We start from the raw sequence: 19,902 nt of genomic DNA, 5'->3' as shown, positions 1-19,902 counted from the left end.
TCTCACATGAACGTAAAACGCTGCGCGCAAAATCCTGTTATACGTGTCGGGGACGTTGCACCCTCCCGCCCCAACTTTCGAGTGCTTGGAGCGTTTAATGCAGGCGTTGCGCAAGTACGGGATGAAATTATTCTGTTGCTGCGCGTTTCGGAAGCGCCGGTATCGGACCGGGGGGACGAAGTGCTCGTCCCCCGGCTTAACGAAGCGGGCACCGATGTACTTATAGAGCGCTATGACAAGGCCGATCCGAGCTATGATTTCTCCGACTCGCGCTTCGTAGCAAGGGACGGACGAACAGTCATGCTCACATCCTTATCCCATCTGCGGGTGGCACGAAGTAAGGATGGCGTTCATTTCGACATCGAGCCGGAGCCGGCCTTGTTTCCGGAACACGCTCTGGAAGCGTGGGGTATTGAAGATCCGCGCGTGACCAAAATCGGGGACATGTATTATATCACTTACAGCTCCGCCTCCGCTCGCGGCGTTGGGGTTGGTCTGGCGGAGACCCGGGATTTTCGAACATTCAAGCGTCACGGGCTTATGCTCGCTCCCGAAAATAAGGATGTCATGATATTCCCGGAGAAAATTAACGGCAAATACTTCGCTTTGCACCGTCCGGTGCCGAAGTCGTTCGGTTCCCCCGAGATGTGGATTGCCGAATCGCCCGATCTCGTACATTGGGGGAATCATCGCTTCTTGATGGGGTTAAGCGAACAAGGCTGGGATTCGGCTCGAATGGGCGGCGGCGCGGTTCCTATTCGAACCGATCGGGGCTGGCTTGCACTGTACCACGGCGCGGACAGCAAGCATCGCTATTGTATGGGCGCGGTGCTGCTCGACTTGAAAAATCCGGCCAAGGTGATAGCAAGATCTCGTGTACCCGTATTGGAGCCGGAAACCGCCTATGAGGTGAATGGATTTTTCGGCGGGGTCGTGTTTTCGTGCGGAGCCATTTTACTAGATCAAACGATCCGCATGTATTACGGTGCCGCGGACGAAGTGATGGCTGTCGTGGACATCCCCTTGGAGGATATATATAGTACTTTTTTTTGAAGGATTGAGGGCAGTATTTGCTGCCTTCTTCAATCTACTAATGTGAAAGCGCTATCAAAAAAACTTTTTGAGCTTAATAAAGGAGGAACATGAGAATGGCTAACCCAAGGCAAAGGTTTGTAAAAAGGTGGATTTGTCTTGTTATTGTTTGTTCAATGATGTCTTCCCTATTTTTATACTCGCCCGTATCGGCGAGCACTCCCGAGGAGACGAATGCTTCTCAAGAGATCGCTGATATGAAAATGATGAAAAAGCGTATGGTTGATTTTTACATCTCCAAAGATATCATAAATGACGGAACGAACGGTCGGGTCGAGTGGACCTTCAAATCACAGGCAGGCACTTATTTATCCCATCAAAAATCGGATGGAAGCTGGGGGGATGTCGATTACACGAGTACAACTTCCGCCGCTAATGGGAGAGGTTGGTCGCCCTACCTTGCATTAGACCGGATGCAGTCGATGGCGCAGGCGTTTGCCGACCCGAATGATCCAAATTATCATAGTGAAACGCTGTTAGCCGGTATTCAAAAGGCGCTGGATTATTGGTTCATGGTAAAGCCGACTTCAACCAACTGGTGGGAGACCGGAATCGGCAAACAGCTAAGGCTGGAAAAAATTGCGCTTCTATGCGAAGGCTATTTAACTGCAACTCAAGTCTCCAATATTATCGGCACGTTAGACAGCAGCCCGCACACGGTCGATGGAGCCAATTCGTCCTGGTACAATCAAAATTATATGTACCGGGGCTTATTGCTGGAGGATCCCCAGATCGTTCGGAACGCCGTGAACGCGTTTAACGTACTGTCCAATGTGACGACAACCGTGACGGGAATCCAGTCGGACATGTCTTTTTTCATGCATGGCAAAACGAATTATACGACGGGCTATGGAAGAAGCTTTGCCAGAGATATGTCATTCTGGGCCTACATTACCTCGGGCACCATGTTTTCGTACAGCGAGGCGGCGATTGATTCGTTATCGTCCTACTTGTTGGACGGCACCCGGTATCTCGTGAAAGGCGATGTTGCCGATCTGGGCATGGGGATGAACGGACCTGATTGGCCGGGTTATTCGAGTGCGGCTTTGACCTTCTATGAAGATCCGATGCAATGGATGCAGACGGCCAATCCGAAGCGGGCTGCGGAGTTTACCAGTTTCCTTGACAATATTCGCAGGATCGGCACGAACACGAGCAACGGACTTAATGCCAACAATATGACGCAATGGCAGACGCTTGTCTCCTCCCATATGCGGACCGACTACGGAATTACGGTCAAGATGTCCTCCAGCACGGTTAAAGGCGGCGAATGGAGAACGATTCATCCCAGCGGATATAACCTGTTGTACTGGACGCCGCAAGGAGCCACTGCCATTCAGAGAACCGGCGACGAATACAGACCCGTTTACCCGTTGATGGACTGGGCCCATGTTCCCGGTACGACGGCCCCGTACGCCCTCACGAAAGACGGGAATTTCAACAATCCCAAAACGTTTGTAGGCGGAGTGACAAACGAGCGTTACGGAGCCACCGCATTTGATTTTAACAAGTTGAGTACAAGCGGAAAGAAAGGCTACTTCTTCTTCGATGATGAAATGGTGGCGCTTGGCGCAGGAATCGCTTCGACGAATGCCGCGCCGATCCACACGACATTGAACCAAAGTCAGGCGGTAGGCGAAGTTCTCGTAGACGGCAATCCGTTAGCAGACGGAACGATGCAAACGGGCGGACGCTGGGCCTATAACGATCATATCGGCTATATATTCCCGAATCCGACGGATTTTCAAGTAAAACGGGAGACGAAAACCGGAAAATGGAGCGACGTCATCTCGGGAAGTTCGACGGAGGCGATGACCAAGCCGATTTTTTCGATTTGGCTCGATCATGGCGTAAAACCCACAAACGCTTCCTACCAATACATTGTATTGCCGAACACAACCTCTGAAGGGGTCAGCAGTTACGCGAACGACAACCCGATAAGTATTCTTTCGAATACACCGTCCGTCCAGGCTGTCCGACATAATTCTCTGAGAATTGCGGAATTGCTGTTTTATCAACCCGGGACGGTGACGGTGAGGGACGGTTTGACGGTCACCGTCGATAAACCCGCCATGGTTATCGTTGACGAATCCGCAGCACCTGTCCGTATTTCAGTCGCCAATCCCGAAACACCGGGGATTACCGTGAACGTGGCGCTGGATCGAAACGGAGAAACATCCACGACAAGCTTTAGACTCGGCAAGGATACGTTCACAGGCCGAAGCATGACTTTGAATGAGGGAGAATCCATTGACGACAGCGGATTCGATCTCGCTTACAGTAAAGGCGCGATCGCTTCATCCAGCAAAGACAACCAATTTGCCTCGAATGCCACGGATCTTTACAGAACTTCGTATTGGAGCTCAAGCGATTCGGATCATGAATGGATATATGTTGATTTGCAAAATCAATTTTTGATTAATAAAGTTAGGCTAAATTGGGAGAAAGCATTCGGGAAGAGTTATAAAATTCAAGTGTCGAACGATGCCGTCACCTGGAATGATGTTTACTCAACGACGACGGGCGAAGGAGGAATCGAAGACATCTCTTTCAGTCCGGTCAGTGCCAGGTATGTTCGTATGCAAGGGATTGAGCAGGGTACCGGAAACGGCTACTCGCTTCATGAATTCAACGTGTATGAAGCAGTACCGCCCAATCTTGCGGAAGGCAAGCCGGTAGCGGCAAGCTCGTCCAGAGCCGCGAACGTGGGGCCTGATTATGCAGTTGATGGCTCACTTAGCACCCGTTGGGGATCCAACTATTCCGATCCGCAGTGGATCTATGTCGATCTCGGCACTAGCCAATCCCTCCAGGAGGTCCATCTACATTGGGAAGACGCGTATGGAAAGGCATACCAAATCCAGGTTTCCGACGACGCGACGAATTGGACTACAGTTTACAGCACCACAACCGGAGACGGCGGAGTCGACAGAATCTCCTTCGAACCCGTGAAAGCAAGATACGTTCAGATGTATGGCACGAAAAGAGGGACCACCTACGGCTACTCACTCTGGGAATTTAAAGTGTATTCGGCTCTTGCTACCGCACCGGACGCACCTGCCGATGTGCATGCCGTCGGTCATGACGGGTCCGCCGAGGTAAGCTTTGCCGCACCGATCCATAACGGCGGAAGCGAAATTACAGGCTATAAGGTCACCGCGTGGGCAAACGGAGAAGCTGTTGCGACGGCGGAAGGTTCGAACAGCCCCATCACCGTCACCGGTCTGACGAACGGTACGGCGTATACCTTTACGGTGATCGCAAGGAACGCCAAATGGGAATCGGCCTCGTCCGCGCCGTCGAACGAAGTGATCCCATCGCCGGATGAAGCATCTGTTCCGGCTTCGCCTGCGAATTTGACGGCGGCGCCCGGCGACCGATCCGTAACCTTAAGATGGGACGCTTCGGCGGAAAGCGTCACCTATTCCGTGTACCAATATGAAGGCATGGCGGCGCCGGCCGATCCGGGCAACTGGCAGTTGGCTCAAGCCAGCGTAACGGAAGCCACGTATACGGTAACCGGATTGACGAACGGAACGAGCTATGCGTTCGCGGTGAAAGCCGTAGATGCGAGAGGCGAGAGTGACTTCTCCACTGCCGTGACGGCGACGCCGAATTCGACCTTGTCGCAGGTTCCGGCAGCGCCGGTTCATCTTGCCGCCTTGGCGGACGACCGGAAAGTTTCGCTGAGTTGGGATGCCGTGGCTGGTGCGGATCGCTATGTCGTTTACAAGTATGCAGGGTCAGCGGCTCCGGTGGATCCGGCCGATTGGGTGCAAGTGCAGGCGAACGTCACGGACACCGCATACACCGTAACCGGCCTGACGAACGGCACCCGATACGCGTTCTCAGTGAAAGCCGTGGGAACGGGGGGCGAGAGCAAGTTCTCCAATGCCGTAACGGCAACACCTAAGGCACCGCAACCGGAGACGCCGAAGGATCCGCAATCGGAGAGGCCGGGGAGCGGCACAAGTGGTGGCAATGATACATCCGTTATTAAATCGACCAACGGCACCATCCTTATTCCGAGCGGACGGGCCGGCGAGGTCAGCCTCGATAACGAAGTTATTCTTACGATAGGCGCGGGGGCGGCGGTTCAAGAGCTGCGCATCGAGATCGAGAAGCTGCTCAGTACGGCAAACCACGTATTCGATAAGGAAACGCTTGTCAGCAACGTCTTTGAATTGACCAAAAATACAACCGGTAACTTCAAGAAGCCGATCGTCATCTCGATGAAGTTCGATCCGTCTCTCATAGGTGACAATCAAAGAGTCGCTATCTTCTACTATGACGAAGCAAAGAAACTATGGATTGAAATAGGCGGCATCGTGAACGGCGATCGAATTACGGCCGAGGTGGATCACTTCACCAAGTTTGCGGTCATGGCTGTAGGCGAGAAAAAGGACGAAAGCGGCGAACCGAACGCGCCCGCGCCATCGTTCACAGACATCGCGGAACATTGGGCGAAGAACGCCATCCTGAGCTCGGCGGGCATGAAGCTTGTCAGCGGCTATCCGGATGGAACGTTCAAGCCGAATGCCGCCATTACCCGCGCCGAATTTACGGTCATGCTGGCCAATGCGCTTAAGCTGGAAGGAGCAGGTTCAGCGACTGCGTTTACGGACGAGGCCAAAATCGGCGGATGGGCGAAGCAAGCGATCGCGAATTCGGTTGAAGCAGGCATTGTGAGCGGGTACGCGGACGGCAGCTTCCGGCCGAATGCGCGGATTACCCGGGCGGAAATGGCAGCGATGATCGCTAGAGCGCTTAAACTGTCTGCTGAAGCAGGCGCAACGACCGGTTTCGCGGACGATAAGGACATCCCGAAGTGGGCGAAAGGCGCGATTGAGGCGGTTCGTAAGCTGGGCATCGTGTATGGCCGCGACGACAATAAGTTCGTTCCGAACGGTACTGCGACCCGGGCGGAAGCGGTGACCCTATTGGTGCGGATATTGGAGCTTGGTACAGAACAATAAACCATAGAAATTATGCTTGGAATTGTCTTTGTATGCGGTCTTCCACGGACGACTGCGGGCGGGTATGCGTGTCTGCGCAGAACCCGCTTTTTTGTGTTTTCATGTTGGGCCTGCCGTTTCGGAGCATGGGTTTAAGCGGAACCGCAGTGCCTTTGTGCCAGAGGAGAACCTCTCCAGCCAGGCTTCTCTCACCTTGACCGACGTTTCCTCATTGCTCGCCAGCCTTTCTGAACCGCCAGAACAGGCTAATAAAATCCCCTTTAATTCTCGGAAGCGTCAGTCCGGCGTACATCAGCTCGTCGCCTCCGTATACCTTCCCAGTTTCGTGATGGCAATACAAGAAATCCGGATTCAATCCTTTGCATTTCAGAATAGGCACCCTTTCACCCGGCTGGCTCAGCACTCGGAAAAAAGCAAGTACGGCTTCGTTTTGGTCATCAGAAACAAAGGACCAGGCCGCTTCGTTGCCCTCGAACGGACTTAAAATCCGATAAAATTCTCCGAATTGGATAAGGTGGCGAATTTCTTTATACAGCGCAATTTGGGACTTGACCATGATCTTTTCCTGCGGCGACATCTTGGTAAGGTCGAGCTCGTAGCCAAAGTTTCCCGACATCGCGACATGTCCCCGGGTGTCAAGAGGAGTAATCCGGTTGACTTGATGATTCGGCACACCCGAAACATGAGCGCCCATGGATACGGCTGGATAGACCATACTGTTACCGTATTGGATTTTTAGCCGGCTGATCGCGTCCGTATTGTCGCTTGCCCACGTTTGCGGCATGTAATAGAGCATGCCGGGATCATAGCGCCCTCCTCCGCTGGAACAGCTCTCGAACAGTACATTCGGAAAGGCGGAAGTGAGCTCATCCAATACCCTGTATAGACCGAGGATATACCGGTGACCCGTCTCGCGCTGGCGCTCCGCCGGAAGCAGGGCAGAGCCGATCTCTGTCAGATGGCGGTTCATGTCCCATTTCACATACGTAATTGGCGCGGAAGACAGAATATCGGATAGCGCTCCAACAATATAGTCGCATACATCCCGCCGCGACAGATCGAGAACAAGCTGATTCCGCCCCACCGTACGGGGACGATCCGCCACATGAAGACACCAGTCGGGATGACGCCGGTAGAGTTCGCTGTCCGGTGAGACCATCTCCGGTTCGAACCACAGACCGAACTGCATACCCATTCCGGTTATACGCCGGGCCAGATTGTCCAGCCCCTCCGGAAGCTTGCGGCGGTCAACGGTCCAGTCGCCCAGGGAACTTAAATCATTGTCCCTCTTGCCGAACCAGCCGTCGTCCAGGACGAAGAGCTCTATACCAAGTTCTTTCCCTTCGCGGGCGATCGCTTCGATCTTGTCGGCGTTAAAGTCAAAGTAGGTGGCCTCCCAATTATTGATTAGGATCGGCCGTTCGACGTCACGAAATTTGCCGCGACTGAGCCGCGTGCGGTACAGCCTGTTAAAGACGCGGGACATCCCGCCCAAGCCTTGTGCAGAGTATACCATGATGGTCTCGGGCGTTTGAAAGCTTTCGCCGGGAGACAGCTGCCAGGAGAAGCCAAACGGATTGATGCCGATCGACACCCGAGTCGTCCGGTATTGCTGAACTTCGGCCTGAGCAATGAAATTTCCGCTGTAAACGAGATTGAGCGCGTATACCTCGCCATTGTCTTCATCAGTCCCAGGACGAAGCAGGGCCAGAAACGGATTCTGCTGGGGACTGCTGGCACCTCGCCGGCTTTCCGCGCTCTGGATGCCGGGCATAAGGGGCCGCCGCGCGATATTTCGTTCATTGGTATGCGCCCCGTAGAAGGTCAACATGTCATACTCGTCATCTCTGAAATCGATGCTGGCGCTTAGCGCCCGGAGAAGGATCAGATTATCGGAGCCGGTATGGTCAAAACGAACCGATCGCGCGATGGCATCGTATTCATTAAAGACAGTATAAATCAAGGTAGCTCGCAGACCTGTCAGCGCATCTTCAAGCACAAGCTCCAGTGTATCGGCTTCGTCCTCCCGCTCGATGTAAGTGGCAGGAAGACCTGGAAGCATTGGCTTGCCAGAGTATATCCGATGAGTCTGGTAACGGAAATCACAGATTTCAGATCCGTTAGATTGGCCCACCTGATAGGCGGATATGCCGAAATCGCCGTTCCCGTAGCCCGGATACTCCTGCGGAAGGTTATCTAAAGAGAACTTTCTGTCGGCAGGGTCGGGATTTGGAGAAAAGCCCCGATCGATAAAATCAAGAGGTATAGAATCCCGATAGACAGAGATTCGTCGCCCCCAGTATAAATGCCCCAGGTAGCCGTCGCGAACAATCTGAAAGCAGTAGCTGGAACCGGGGGTATGCAGGTGAAACACCTGGCGTTTCTCGTCGTAATGAATGCCCATAAGTGAAATTATGCTCCTTTTAGTGTTATAATTTAGTAAGCATGTGAAATAACTGATTATAAAAAATAGCCTTTATCATTAGCGTAAAGGTGTATAGGAACCGAAACAAGAGTAACTTCATGAGCTGGGGAGGGTGAAATATTGCAGTGAATCATGAGGATGAAAACGGGAAAGGGAAGCAGTCCTCGGTATCTTTTCACTTTATAACGCCAATGCCCTATATCTTGTTAAAAGGTGCCGGATATGAGCTGATTACTTCGCATGATTATATCTGGGATGGACGGAACCGTACCGGTGACCATTGCGTGCTTCAATATACATTGGGTGGTCGGGGGGAGATTGAAACGGGAGGGAGGAAGCATTCTCTTGAGCCGGGAGATGCTTTTTTGGCTGATGTTCCGGGCGATCATCTCTACCGTCTTCCGCCGGATTCCCCCAGATGGGAAGTGCTCTACTTTGAACTGTCACACTTAGCGCTGCATCTCCTCCAGGAATGGCTGGACGTAAACGGATGCATTTTCCGGATTGAACCGGAGTCCGAATTGGAGCATCTCCTGTGGGCTACTTATCGGGAAGCGGTCGAGAACAGTTATCGCGATATGTATCAATGCTCACGGGCTGCTTATTCACTGGCCATGTCGCTGGCCAGCCATCTTGTCACTCTAGCCAACAGCGCCCCATTGCCTCCACTCGTGGAACGGTGTAAGACGTTTATTGACAATAATCTGCATCGGAGCATTGGCCTTCAGGACATGGCGGAGGTTTCCGGCTGTTCGAAATTCCATCTCACCCGCGAGTTTGAACGCAAGCTTGGCCTCTCCCCCGGTCGCTATTTAACTCGTATGAGGTTGGAGAGAGCGGCTGCTCTTCTGCTGGAGCCCGTGAGCCTGACGTTGGAGCAGGTGGCGGAGCAGTCCGGGTTCTCGAATGCGAATTATTTCGGCAAAGTGTTCCGAAAGTATACAGGGATGGCTCCAGGGGAATTCCGCAAGGAGGGCGATTTGCATCAAATTCGGCGGTTGATCCGGAACGGATAATTAAAATAGGCTCTTGAAAATAGCAACAGGCTGACTCGATTCTATCAAGACAAAAAGCTCCCCGTCTTGCCGGAATGGAGCGGTACTTAAGCTGTGGAGCATGCCAGCGGTATACCTGATAAAGGGCAATTTTTTACCCTGCTATCGCATTAACTTACCATTGAGGATGACATGGATAGTGTTTTATTATGATTACAAGAACAGCCCCTTACAAAATTTAATACAACACAAGTATTTTGAATTGAGCAATTTTTTATCCTATGCTAAGGGTTGTATGTCCATCTAATCCGTTACGGGAGGTCAAAAGGGGGCTAATTGAAGGGGGAGAGAAGTGGGGGAAGTGGGGATATAACCCTCTTGCGAGAAAGTAATAGGAGGGCAGTTTTGTTGAAAAAAAAGAGAGTGGTTCCCGGCACCAGCATTTTTTTTTAATTAAATTGGAACCGGTTCCAGAAAATTTGGAGGAGAGAAATATGGATTACAGGCAAGTTGCTGCTGACATCCTGGATGCCCTGGGAGGCAAAGAAAACATAAAGGCAGCTGCGCATTGTGCGACGCGATTGCGACTCGTTCTTGAAGATGAATCTCTGCTTGATCAAAAAGCGCTTGATCAAATGGATGCTGTTAAGGGGACCTTTTCCACAGGAGGACAATATCAAATTATCCTTGGGCCCGGGATTGTAAATACCGTGTATGGCGAGTTCGCCAAACTTACGGAGCTCGGAGAAATGTCTACCGGCGATGTAAAGACGGCAGGAGCAGCTAAAATGAATCCGCTTCAACGGTTTGTGAAAGCACTTTCCGACATTTTTGTTCCGATCATTCCGGCGATTGTTGCCGGGGGGTTATTAATGGGGATCAACAATGTTCTGACTGCCAGCAATCTATTTGGTCCCAGGTCTCTGGTCGAGATGTACCCTGGTATTGCCGATTGGGCAAGCATTATTAATTTATTCGCCAACGCTCCTTTTGTTTTCCTCCCCATCCTGATCGGTTTCTCGGCCACTCGCAAGTTTGGTGGAAATCCTTATTTGGGTGCAGCGCTGGCCATGATTATGGTCCATCCCGATCTGCTTAATGGTTACAGCTACGGCCAGGCACTTGTAGAGGGGACAGTACCCACCTGGCAACTGTTCGGTTTCTCAATCGAAAAGGTTGGCTATCAGGGAACGGTTCTGCCAGTACTGGCGGTATCCTACATTTTATCGGTCATCGAGAAAAATTTGCGCAAGGTAATTCCATCTTATCTTGATAATCTATTGACTCCCTTACTGTCTGTTCTCATTACAGGCCTCTTGACCTTTGTTGTTGTTGGACCGGTCCTTCGCGCTGCGGGCAACGGACTGACAGATGTTCTCTTCTGGCTCTATGATACGACGGGTTTCATTGGAGGAGGTATTTTCGGTTTTTTCTATTCTTCGATCGCTATAACGGGGATGCATCACAGCTTCCTCGCTGTGGATACCCAACTGTTGTCGGACGTTGCTAAAACGGGCGGATCCTTCTTGCTTCCCATTGCCTCGATGGCGAATATCGCTCAGGGCGCGGCTACGCTGGCCGTCTTTCTCATCACACGCAACAGCAAGACGAAGAGTATCGCTTCAGCTTCCGGCATATCTGCAATGCTCGGTATTACCGAGCCTGCAATGTTCGGGATCAACCTGAAGCTTCGCTACCCGTTCATTGCTGCGATGATCGGTTCCGGTCTGGCTTCCGCCTATATTGCTTACGCGCATGTGCTGTCCATTTCGATGGGACCGGCGGCACTACCCGGTATTATCGCGATCCGTCCACAGTCCATCGTTGGTTTCTGCATCGGTATGGGCATCAGCTTTCTGGTTACGTTTCTCATCACCCTGTTTTGGGGCAAGCGGAAAAATGCGTCAGCCGAAGGGGAGACTTCGAACGAAGCAGCGGCTTAACTGTAATCTTAAGCAATTTTACCGGTTGTGCCAATGCTGTACCGCTCCATCGATCTTCGTACTTTCACTTGCTGGATCGTGGTTTTGATTTCTTTGCTTCTCAGACAACACATGGAGGGCGGTCGATTGTACCAGGTTCCCGATAGTTCCCCGTGAGGGGAGCCGGGGATTATCCTTTTTTGCCAAAGGGGCGATGTTCTATACCGTGCCAACATATGGGACATTGAAGTAGAGGGCAGCCAACTGAATGTTATTTAGGAGCTGGAGGATGAGGAAAGAGATGAGATGGTTTAAGAATAAGGAAAAGCTGGAGACTATCGAAGTTGGAATTCCAATTGCAGGCAGTGTCGTTGAGCTTTCGGAAGTACCCGATCCGGCATTCGCCGGCGGCTTCATGGGCAAAGGAATAGCCATTAAGCCCCGGGAAGGTAAAGTCTACGCGCCGTTTGACGGGACAGTAGCGCATGCGTTCGGCCGTAGTCATCACGCGTTGCTGCTGGAGCATGCCAGCGGTATTCAACTGCTGATTCACGTTGGCATCAATACGGTATCGTTGAAGGGAAGAGGGTTCAACCTTCGCGTTCAGACCGGTGACAAAATCAAGAAAGGACAGCTGCTGCTGGAATTTGATATTTCCGAAATCGAGCAGGCGGGCTTTCCGGTGATCACACCGGTGTTGGTCCCGGACGACCAGGAAATGGTGAAGTCCGTGGAGACGATGGAAGGCGCTGGGATGACAGACGGTGTCCCACTGCTTCGCGTTCACTTAAAATGATGGTGTAGCTTGGATTTCGGGAGAACCGCCCAACCGTTGCAGCACATTGCCAGTGGATTTATATTCCGCTTGGTTCCGGGTCGCATACGCGCTTCATGTCCGTGTGGGCTAACCTCCGTGGAGGTTCGAGTCCTCTCGACCGCATTATATTGCAAAGATGGTTCGTAGCTGCCTAGGCGGTTACGAGCTTTTTTTATGCGGTATGCGGGTTTAAACTACAGCAAACTATTTAAATTTGTAAATATACAAAATGCGGCAATAGGTGTAAAATGACATTACTTGAGACGATCGGACGGGCGTATGGCCTATTTTCAATATGTTTTGTGAATAAAAGCGCAAAGTGGTGGAAGACGTCTTAAGTAAAGTAGGCACATTGCCATACCAATTCTATATAGAACACATAGGGGAGAGAGACAACTATGAAGTTTGGAGCAACAAGAAAAATGATGATGCTGTTGGCGCTTGTGATTGTCGTCAGCATAGTGGGCGTGGCGTGCGGCAGCAAGACGGAGAATGCCAACACAGGCGGCGCGGGCAACACGGCGGCGGAGCTGCCGGAGCTGTCGCTGGGCCTTCTGCCTTCGATTGACGCCATTCCGTTCATTATTGCTCATGAGCAGGGCTTTGATCGGAAGCGCGGGGTGAATCTGAACATTCAGACGTTCAAAAGCGCCAAAGACCGCGATGTAGCTTTTCAAGCAGGTAAGCTTGACGGGCTGAGCGCCGATCTGGTTGCCATTTCGATCTACAATGAAGCGGGGCTAAATGTAAAAATCACCAGCACTACCTTCGGGGAATTCGATCTGCTGACCGGCAATAACGAAATTCAGGACGTGAAGGATCTGAAGGGCAAAACCGTGATCCTGTCCAAAAATACCTCCACGCAGTACACCGTTGCCATGATGCTGAAGCAGGCCGGTCTGACGGAGAAGGATGTCCATGTGACGGAAGTGCCGCAAATTCCAACCCGGCTGGAGCTGCTGAAAAATAACAAAGCGGACGCCGCGATTTTGCCGGAGCCGTTCGTTACGATGGGGAAAGCGTCAGGCTTACGCGTGCTTAGCTCCACGAACCAAGCACGGGTAAACCCGTTCGTCCTGGCCTTCCCGCAAAGTGCAATTGAAGCCAAGCCGGAAGCGATTTGGGCTATGTACGCGGCCTATGACGATGCGGTAGCGTACATGCAATCCCATGACCAGAAGGATTACATCGACCTGGTGATCAAGGAGGTCGGCTACCCGGAAACCTTGAAGGACCAAATTGAGGTGCCGGCTTACATCCCGGCCAACCAGGTCGATGTCAAAGAGGTCGAGGCGGCGTTTGCCTGGGCCCGCGAGCAGGGACTGCTGACCAAAAACATCACCCCCGAAGAAGTGATCTCCGATGTCCAGTTCAAGAAATAACGGACTTCGCGTAAAGGAGCTTGAGGTTGAATACAAGAGCGGGGAGCTGGCGCTTGGGAGAGTGGATTTCACCCTGCCGGAGCATGGGATTTACACCATTCTTGGGCCATCCGGGAGCGGAAAATCCACGCTGCTGCGCGCCGTGTCCGGCCTCCTGCCGGAATACCGGGGCGAGCTGCTGTTCAATGGGCAGCCCCTGCGCGGACAGGACGTTCTGATTGGTCTGGTGCCGCAAAATTACGGTCTCCTGCCCTGGAAGACGGTGAAGGCTAACATCAGGGTGGCGATGAAGATTGCTAATCCTAAGGAGCAGGACAAGCGGTCCCGGGAGGCGCACATTGACCGCTGGCTGACTGCGATGGGCATCCCGGAGCTGGCGGAGCGTTATCCGCTGTCCCTGAGCGGGGGGCAGCAGCAGCGGGTTGCGATTGCGCGGGCGTTTGCGATTGCGCCGTCTATTTTATTGCTGGACGAGCCGTTCTCTGCGCTGGATGCCATTACGCGGGAAGCGCTGCAGCTGCTGTTTCTGGAGCATTGGCGGGCGAACCCGGCCACAGCGCTGTTCGTAACGCACGATGTGGACGAGGCCATTCTGCTGGGGCAGAAGATCATTGTGCTCCCGTCAAACAAGAGCGAGGCGCCGACGATGATTGACAATGAGGCGGTATTTGGGCTGGAGTATGCGGAGAAACGGGCCAGTGACGCCTTTTTTGCCCAGATCAAGAAAATCAGAAAGGTAATGCAGGAGAAATGGTGAATAAACGGGGGCGCAACTATATTTTGAGATTATTGCTGGTGTTCTTGGGGATGAATGCGGTCTGGTACGCGGCGTATTTGCTGGTGCATCATCCGATTCTGCCCAGCCCGCTCGGGGTCTATCAGGCGATGGGACAACTCGGCGGAAGGGACATAGTGCTGAATGTCGGGTATAGCCTGATGCGGATTTTTGCCGGAGTCCTGCTGGCGCTGGTTGTCGGCCTGATGATCGGGCTTCTGATGGGGCGTTCAGCGCTCTGGAACAAGCTGTTGGACCCTGTAGTTTATTTGACTTATCCGGTGCCCAAGATTGCCTTGCTCCCGGTGGCGATGCTGTTCTTCGGGCTCGGCGAGACCTCCAAGATCTTCATGATCATGCTGATTCTGCTTTTCCAAATTATCATTTCCGTACGGGACGGGGTAAAAGCCATTCCGGCAAGCACTTATGATGTGTTGACAAGCATTGGGGCAGGGGCCGGTCAGAAATTTTGGCATGTCACCCTGCCCGGCGCGTTGTCCGTGATCCTCAGCACCATCCGCATCTCGCTGGGCACGGCCATTTCGGTCCTGTTCTTTACGGAAATCTACGGCACCGAGCATGGCATGGGCTTTTTCATTATGGATGCCTGGCTCAGGCTGGATTATCCGCAAATGTACGCCGGGATCCTGCTGTTCAGTCTGGTCGGCTTCGTCCTGTTCCTGTTGGTGGACCTGCTGGACTACCGATTTATGAAGTGGCGGAAGTAGGTGTTTTGGACATGATATTTGTGTAAAGGGGGGTGGAGCATGAAAAAAGCAGACGCTAATTTAATGAAAGAAATCAATTTAAACATGGTTCGCCAGATGATGAAACGTGTCGAAACGGCCACCAAACCACAACTTGCCTCGCTGACCAAGCTGAGTGTCGTTACGATAAACTCCCTTGTGAAGGAGCTGCGTGAACTTGGCGAGATATTTGAGGATGAGACCGCTCCATCCAGCGGCGGGAGACCTGCGCTAACCTATCGTTACAATTATGATTTTAGCCTAGCGCTCGTTATTTACATGAAGGAGAACCTTGGGCAAGAGCTTGTTTCTGCAACAGTCGTGAATTTGGAAAATCAAATCTTACACCAAGAAGAACATTTAATGTCTGTGTTTGATCGGGAGCGCTTTTATAAAATCATTGGACACTTCCTCACATTATATCCTGCCATTAAAGTCATTGGAGTAGGTATTCCCGGGCAGGCTGTCAATGGTGAAGTTACGGTGAGCGGCCATCGGGAGCTGACGGGTTTTCGATTAGTTGAGGAAATTGAATCGCAGTTTGGGCTGCCTATTATGGTAGAGAATGATATTAATGCCGCCTTAAGCGGGTATTGCGCGAAGCAGGAGTTGGAGGACGAGCAGTGTATACTCGGGATGTATTTTCCTGTGGGGTATCCACCGGGTATGGGGATTTATCTGGATGGCAAAATCGTTAAGGGGAAAAACGGGATGGCCGGTGAAATCAAGTTTCTCCCCTTCGACCTGGATTGGCGTCGTAAAATGGACAAAGAGAAGTTTCTGGGGGCTGTGTGTCAAATTATTCAAACGGTCAATGCGGTTCTTGCCCCCGATAAAGTCGTTATCTATCAAGACAGGGTGGAAGCGGATGGTTGGGCCTCGATGTGGGAAGCTTATCAGATTCGGCAGCCCATGCCGTCATATCCGGAAGTGATTTTTCAGGGGACCTTTCAACAAGATTTTGAGGCAGGCATGCGTTGGTTAACTCTCAAAGAATTGGAACCGGCCTTAATCCTTTAGTTAACTCCCGCCTGAAATTCAATTTGAAAGGCCTCTCAGTTGTGTGTCTTGACGCAGAAAAGCTATTGATATAAAGTTAATAAATATTCTTTATAAAGTCATTTTAAGGCTTAAACTTATTGGAAAAGGAAGAGTGGCACATGAATCAAAAGGAAAGAATGCTTGCCGGATTGCCTTACAAAGCCTGGCTGGATGGTTTAAGCGAAGAACGAGTGGAAAACAAGCTTAAAATTAGGGAGTACAATCTGCTTCGTCCGGATGAACCGGAGAAAAGGGATGCGTTGATCCGCAGTATTCTTGGACATGCAGGTGAAAATGTGCACATTGAACCGCCTTTTCATTGTGACTATGGAAAGAACATCACGGTGGGCAAAAATTTCTTTACCAATTTCAATTGCACCATTCTTGATGTCGGCAAGGTGGTCATTGGCGATAATGTGATGTTTGCTCCCAATGTAGCGATTTATACGGCGGGTCACCCGATCCATCCGGATTCCAGAAACTCCGGGTATGAGTACGGAATTGCCATCACGATCGGGAATAATGTATGGATCGGCGGAAATGTGGTTGTCAACCCTGGCGTGACCATCGGAAACAATGTTGTGATTGGCTCGGGCAGTGTGGTGACTAAAGATATTCCGGATAATGTAATCGCCGTGGGGAACCCGTGTAAGGTTGTCCGCGAGATAACTGAAGATGATCGGAAATATTATTATAGAGACAGAGAATTTGATGTATTGGATTATCTCTAATACAGATTTAGGAGATCTTACAAGCCGATAACGATTGTTCTGGGTGATTCGTGAAATCACCGAAACAGGATAGTGTGGTAGATAAGAGTTTGAACGAGTGACTAAAATAAGGGGTGCCCGCCGGGCACCATAACCCTTATATTCTAAGCCTTAATATACCCCGAGAAATTCTCCTGCAAGTACCGTGAATTGATATCCTTCCTCCCTCAGCATATATATCTTTGAAACTGTATTCTATATAGAAACGTGGCAAATCCTGTGTTTATAACAGGTTTAGGGATTAATTGGACATCGGCCCCCGGTGAGTGAGAGAATAGCAAGTATCTGCGACCATGCTTGCAGTTTTGCCCGCTACGATTACTCTAATAGCGGGTTGTATCATCAATCGTGAGCAAACGGACGATACACTGAAGAACATATTAACGATCCCCGTTACATTCCGCCGGCTGCTGATCGGTAAATTGATAACTGTGGGGATACTTTCCATTTTTCTTGGAGCGGTGAGTTTTGTTCTGACACTTGTTGTATTTTTAATAAGCGGGTTTACGGGGTTGAGCGCAGCGTTTATGGTACAATCCTTGTTTCAGATGATCGGGATAAATCTATGTGTATATTTGGCAGTCTTGCCCATCGTTGTTGTTACAAGCCGCAGTGCAAACGGGTTTATGGCTGGTGTCGGTTTTGCCTTTTTCTATGGTTTTGTAGGTGTGTTCGCTGCGGGACACGGCCTTACAAATATTTATCCGATTGCAGCAGGACTTGGCATTATCAATTATCAGGAAGAGGGGGGCTCCATCTACATTCTTCCGTTATGCTATCTGACCATGTTGATTGTATTCCTGGCTTCAGTGGCTTTAATCGCCGTGATAGGAAATCGGATCAAGGAGCCAAAAGCCAGAAAGAAAAAAGTTCAGCCAAACTCGAAGGGAAGAAGAAGGTAACTCCTTTTCCGAAAACAAGGAGATTAAGCGGTACAAGTCGAATTGTAGGAGGAGATAGGTTGGCAGGCGAAAAACCGCAGATCCATGCGACAAAAAGGTTCACCGAGATCTCTATGCAGCTTGCCGATAGAGGACGGAGGATACATTGAGGAAAATCATGATTGTAGAAGACGACGAGACGATTTCGTTCGGTCTGACTGTTGCGCTCCGTAAAAATGGCTACTTGCCACTGGCTTGCGCGTCTTTGGCGGAGGGGAGGACGATGTTAGCCGAGATCGAAGATCTCGCGCTTGTTCTGCTGGACTGGAATCTGCCGGACGGGACCGGGGTTGAGTTCTGCCGTGAGGTGAGCACGGTCCGGGATGTGCCGGTGATCTTTCTGACCGTACGGGACGATGAGCAGGACATTGTGTATGGACTCGATTTGGGGGCCGACGATTATATCGTCAAGCCGTTTCAGTTGTCCGTCTTGTTATCAAGAATCAATGCGGTGCTGAGGCGGACAAAAGATGCCGGTCAAACCGTCATGCGCTGCGGAGAAATTATGCTGGATAAGCAGAAGGCGGGGGTCTGGGTTGCGGGGCGGGAGTTGTTGCTGACCGCGGGAGAGTACCGGTTGCTGACCATCCTGCTGGAAAACAAAAATCAGACCCTGACGCGTCCGCAGCTGTTGGACAGGCTATGGGACACTGAAGGGAATTTTGTCAACGACAATACGCTTACCGTGACCATGAAGCGGCTGCGCGAGAAGCTGAATTATCCCGCCTGCCTCAAAACGATTCGCGGCATCGGTTACCGAATAGAGGAACTCTCGTGATGACCAAGCGTTCCTTCCTTCAGGGTCTGACGATATTGGCCGCCTGCCTTCTGCTCGGGACGGTTTTAGGACTGCTGGCCGATCGGGTCCTCGCCCGTCAGGAATACCGGACGATCGCGCAAATGCTGGGCGCTGCACAGCAAATAAACCCGCAAGCCGAGGATGGGATGATGCAGGCGCTGAAAGCGGCGTCCCCCACGGACTTTGCCGCGGGAGATCGAATCCTTCGCCAATACGGCTACGCCCCCGCCGTTTTCCATGAGCGGCACGCTTTAACCCTGACCGGGATCGGTATAGGAATCTTGCTGATTCCGGGAGTAGGGCTATTCGTTTGGCTGCTGTTCCATTCAAAAAAGAAACAGGGGCGTATTCGCGGATTAACCACGTATCTGGAACATGTCAATCTCGGCCGGGAAATGCTGCTGGTGCGGCAGGAGGATGAATTCTCCCGGCTGGAGGACGAATTGTACAAGACGGTTACGGAGCTCCGGCAAACCCGGGAGAAGGCCTTGCGGGAACGGCAGGCCCTGGCCGAAAATTTGGCGGACATCTCGCACCAACTTAAAACGCCGATGACCTCCATGTCGTTAATGACACAGCTTTTGGCGGACTCGTGCAAGGGGGAGGAAGCGGACTACGTGGATAATCTGAGCCGGCAGCTTCGGCGTCTGGAAATGCTCGTTTCCTCGTTGCTGAAGCTGTCGCGGTTGGATGCGGGCACCTTGGAATTCAAGCGGGAGCCGGTGGATGTATATGCTATGCTGCTCCGTGCCGTTGAGCCGCTGGAAGAGGCGCTTCGTCTAAAGCATTTGCGGCTCGACATTTCAAGCGAATCCGGAGTGAGCTTTAAGGGAGATTCTACATGGACGGCGGAAGCCTTCCTGAATCTGATCAAGAACTGCAGCGAGCATACACCGGCTGGAGGGACGCTTACCCTCCGGTATTCGCAAAATCCGCTCTATACGGAAATCGTCGTCGAGGACAGCGGCGGAGGCTTTCCCACGGAGGAGTTGCCGCACTTGTTTGACCGCTTCTATAAAGGAAAAAATGCGGCGAAAGACAGTGCGGGCATCGGCCTGGCCATTTCACGTTCCATCATCGCCAACCAGAACGGAAGCATCCGGGCCGAAAACGCTCCTGACGGCGGTGCCCGATTTACGGTGAAATTCTATGCCTGACTCCATGTGCCGGGGGAAGGCTTTTTTTATTTCTCCCTGTCACTGAAATGTCATTTAAGGCTGA

At 51.7% G+C, this 19,902-nt stretch carries 14 protein-coding genes; 13 read left to right on the top strand and 1 reads right to left on the bottom strand.

What is annotated here, in order from left to right:
- Positions 1-6: 6 nt before the first annotated feature.
- Both V4U88_RS10755 and V4U88_RS10750 read left to right on the top strand, forming a co-directional pair.
- Complete coding sequence (locus V4U88_RS10755) at positions 7-1,053, top strand: glycoside hydrolase family 130 protein (protein WP_334073255.1); 1,047 nt, start codon at positions 7-9, stop codon at positions 1,051-1,053.
- 236 nt (positions 1,054-1,289) lie between these two features.
- Complete coding sequence (locus tag V4U88_RS10750) at positions 1,290-6,068, top strand: polysaccharide lyase family 8 super-sandwich domain-containing protein (protein ID WP_334073254.1); 4,779 nt, start codon at positions 1,290-1,292, stop codon at positions 6,066-6,068.
- Between the two features lie 208 nt (positions 6,069-6,276).
- Here the strand turns inward: V4U88_RS10750 and V4U88_RS10745 are convergent, their stop codons facing one another.
- Positions 6,277-8,472: an alpha-galactosidase gene (locus tag V4U88_RS10745; protein WP_334073253.1), complete on the bottom strand. Its 2,196-nt coding sequence runs from the start codon at positions 8,470-8,472 to the stop codon at positions 6,277-6,279.
- Between the two features lie 146 nt (positions 8,473-8,618).
- On the opposite strand from V4U88_RS10745, the gene V4U88_RS10740 reads away from it, so the two are divergent.
- From V4U88_RS10740 to V4U88_RS10690, 11 genes are all read left to right on the top strand, one after another.
- Positions 8,619-9,509 carry an AraC family transcriptional regulator gene (locus tag V4U88_RS10740; RefSeq protein ID WP_334073252.1) on the top strand — a complete coding sequence of 297 codons (891 nt, stop codon included), beginning with the start codon at positions 8,619-8,621 and terminating at the stop codon, positions 9,507-9,509.
- 473 nt (positions 9,510-9,982) lie between these two features.
- Positions 9,983-11,431, top strand: coding sequence for a sucrose-specific PTS transporter subunit IIBC (locus V4U88_RS10735; protein ID WP_334073251.1), 1,449 nt, complete (start codon positions 9,983-9,985; stop codon positions 11,429-11,431).
- A 280-nt stretch (positions 11,432-11,711) separates the two neighbouring features.
- Entirely contained in the window at positions 11,712-12,206 is a 495-nt protein-coding gene (locus V4U88_RS10730) for a PTS sugar transporter subunit IIA (RefSeq protein ID WP_334073250.1), read from the top strand.
- A 419-nt stretch (positions 12,207-12,625) separates the two neighbouring features.
- On the top strand, positions 12,626-13,609 hold the full coding sequence (locus V4U88_RS10725) for an ABC transporter substrate-binding protein (protein ID WP_334073249.1): 984 nt from the start codon (positions 12,626-12,628) through the stop codon (positions 13,607-13,609).
- The gene (locus V4U88_RS10720) at positions 13,590-14,366 is read left to right on the top strand and encodes an ABC transporter ATP-binding protein (RefSeq protein ID WP_334073248.1); all 777 of its coding nucleotides are present in this window, start codon (positions 13,590-13,592) and stop codon (positions 14,364-14,366) included. Before V4U88_RS10725 ends, V4U88_RS10720 begins: the two co-directional genes overlap by 20 nt.
- Positions 14,360-15,112 carry an ABC transporter permease gene (locus V4U88_RS10715; protein WP_334073247.1) on the top strand — a complete coding sequence of 251 codons (753 nt, stop codon included), beginning with the start codon at positions 14,360-14,362 and terminating at the stop codon, positions 15,110-15,112. The genes V4U88_RS10720 and V4U88_RS10715 overlap by 7 nt, the downstream gene beginning before the upstream one ends.
- Before the next feature lie 39 nt (positions 15,113-15,151).
- Positions 15,152-16,150: an ROK family protein gene (locus V4U88_RS10710; protein ID WP_334073246.1), complete on the top strand. Its 999-nt coding sequence runs from the start codon at positions 15,152-15,154 to the stop codon at positions 16,148-16,150.
- A 140-nt stretch (positions 16,151-16,290) separates the two neighbouring features.
- Positions 16,291-16,902 carry a sugar O-acetyltransferase gene (locus V4U88_RS10705; protein ID WP_334073245.1) on the top strand — a complete coding sequence of 204 codons (612 nt, stop codon included), beginning with the start codon at positions 16,291-16,293 and terminating at the stop codon, positions 16,900-16,902.
- Positions 16,903-17,234: 332 nt separating this feature from the next.
- Positions 17,235-17,843, top strand: coding sequence for an ABC transporter permease (locus V4U88_RS10700; RefSeq protein ID WP_334073244.1), 609 nt, complete (start codon positions 17,235-17,237; stop codon positions 17,841-17,843).
- Positions 17,844-18,000: 157 nt separating this feature from the next.
- The gene (locus V4U88_RS10695; protein ID WP_334073243.1) at positions 18,001-18,660 is read left to right on the top strand and encodes a response regulator transcription factor; all 660 of its coding nucleotides are present in this window, start codon (positions 18,001-18,003) and stop codon (positions 18,658-18,660) included.
- The gene (locus V4U88_RS10690) at positions 18,660-19,838 is read left to right on the top strand and encodes a sensor histidine kinase (RefSeq protein ID WP_334073381.1); all 1,179 of its coding nucleotides are present in this window, start codon (positions 18,660-18,662) and stop codon (positions 19,836-19,838) included. Before V4U88_RS10695 ends, V4U88_RS10690 begins: the two co-directional genes overlap by 1 nt.
- Positions 19,839-19,902 lie beyond the last annotated feature (64 nt).

The organism is Paenibacillus sp. A14 (assembly GCF_036864815.1).
GTDB classification, from domain to species: Bacteria; Bacillota; Bacilli; order Paenibacillales; family Paenibacillaceae; genus Fontibacillus; species Fontibacillus sanfengchensis.
Note: the sequence above shows the minus strand (reverse complement) of the source record. Positions and strands in the feature narration are given on the sequence as shown.

Coding starts and splice junctions, on each gene's coding strand:
- V4U88_RS10755 (WP_334073255.1), top strand. CDS start 7: ATGAACGTAAAACGCTGCGCGCAAAATCCTGTTATACGTGTCGGGGAC.
- V4U88_RS10750 (WP_334073254.1), top strand. CDS start 1,290: ATGAAAATGATGAAAAAGCGTATGGTTGATTTTTACATCTCCAAAGAT.
- V4U88_RS10745 (WP_334073253.1), bottom strand. CDS start 8,472: ATGGGCATTCATTACGACGAGAAACGCCAGGTGTTTCACCTGCATACC.
- V4U88_RS10735 (WP_334073251.1), top strand. CDS start 9,983: ATGGATTACAGGCAAGTTGCTGCTGACATCCTGGATGCCCTGGGAGGC.
- V4U88_RS10730 (WP_334073250.1), top strand. CDS start 11,712: ATGAGATGGTTTAAGAATAAGGAAAAGCTGGAGACTATCGAAGTTGGA.
- V4U88_RS10725 (WP_334073249.1), top strand. CDS start 12,626: ATGAAGTTTGGAGCAACAAGAAAAATGATGATGCTGTTGGCGCTTGTG.
- V4U88_RS10720 (WP_334073248.1), top strand. CDS start 13,590: ATGTCCAGTTCAAGAAATAACGGACTTCGCGTAAAGGAGCTTGAGGTT.
- V4U88_RS10715 (WP_334073247.1), top strand. CDS start 14,360: ATGGTGAATAAACGGGGGCGCAACTATATTTTGAGATTATTGCTGGTG.
- V4U88_RS10710 (WP_334073246.1), top strand. CDS start 15,152: ATGAAAAAAGCAGACGCTAATTTAATGAAAGAAATCAATTTAAACATG.
- V4U88_RS10705 (WP_334073245.1), top strand. CDS start 16,291: ATGAATCAAAAGGAAAGAATGCTTGCCGGATTGCCTTACAAAGCCTGG.
- V4U88_RS10700 (WP_334073244.1), top strand. CDS start 17,235: ATGCTTGCAGTTTTGCCCGCTACGATTACTCTAATAGCGGGTTGTATC.
- V4U88_RS10695 (WP_334073243.1), top strand. CDS start 18,001: ATGATTGTAGAAGACGACGAGACGATTTCGTTCGGTCTGACTGTTGCG.
- V4U88_RS10690 (WP_334073381.1), top strand. CDS start 18,660: ATGACCAAGCGTTCCTTCCTTCAGGGTCTGACGATATTGGCCGCCTGC.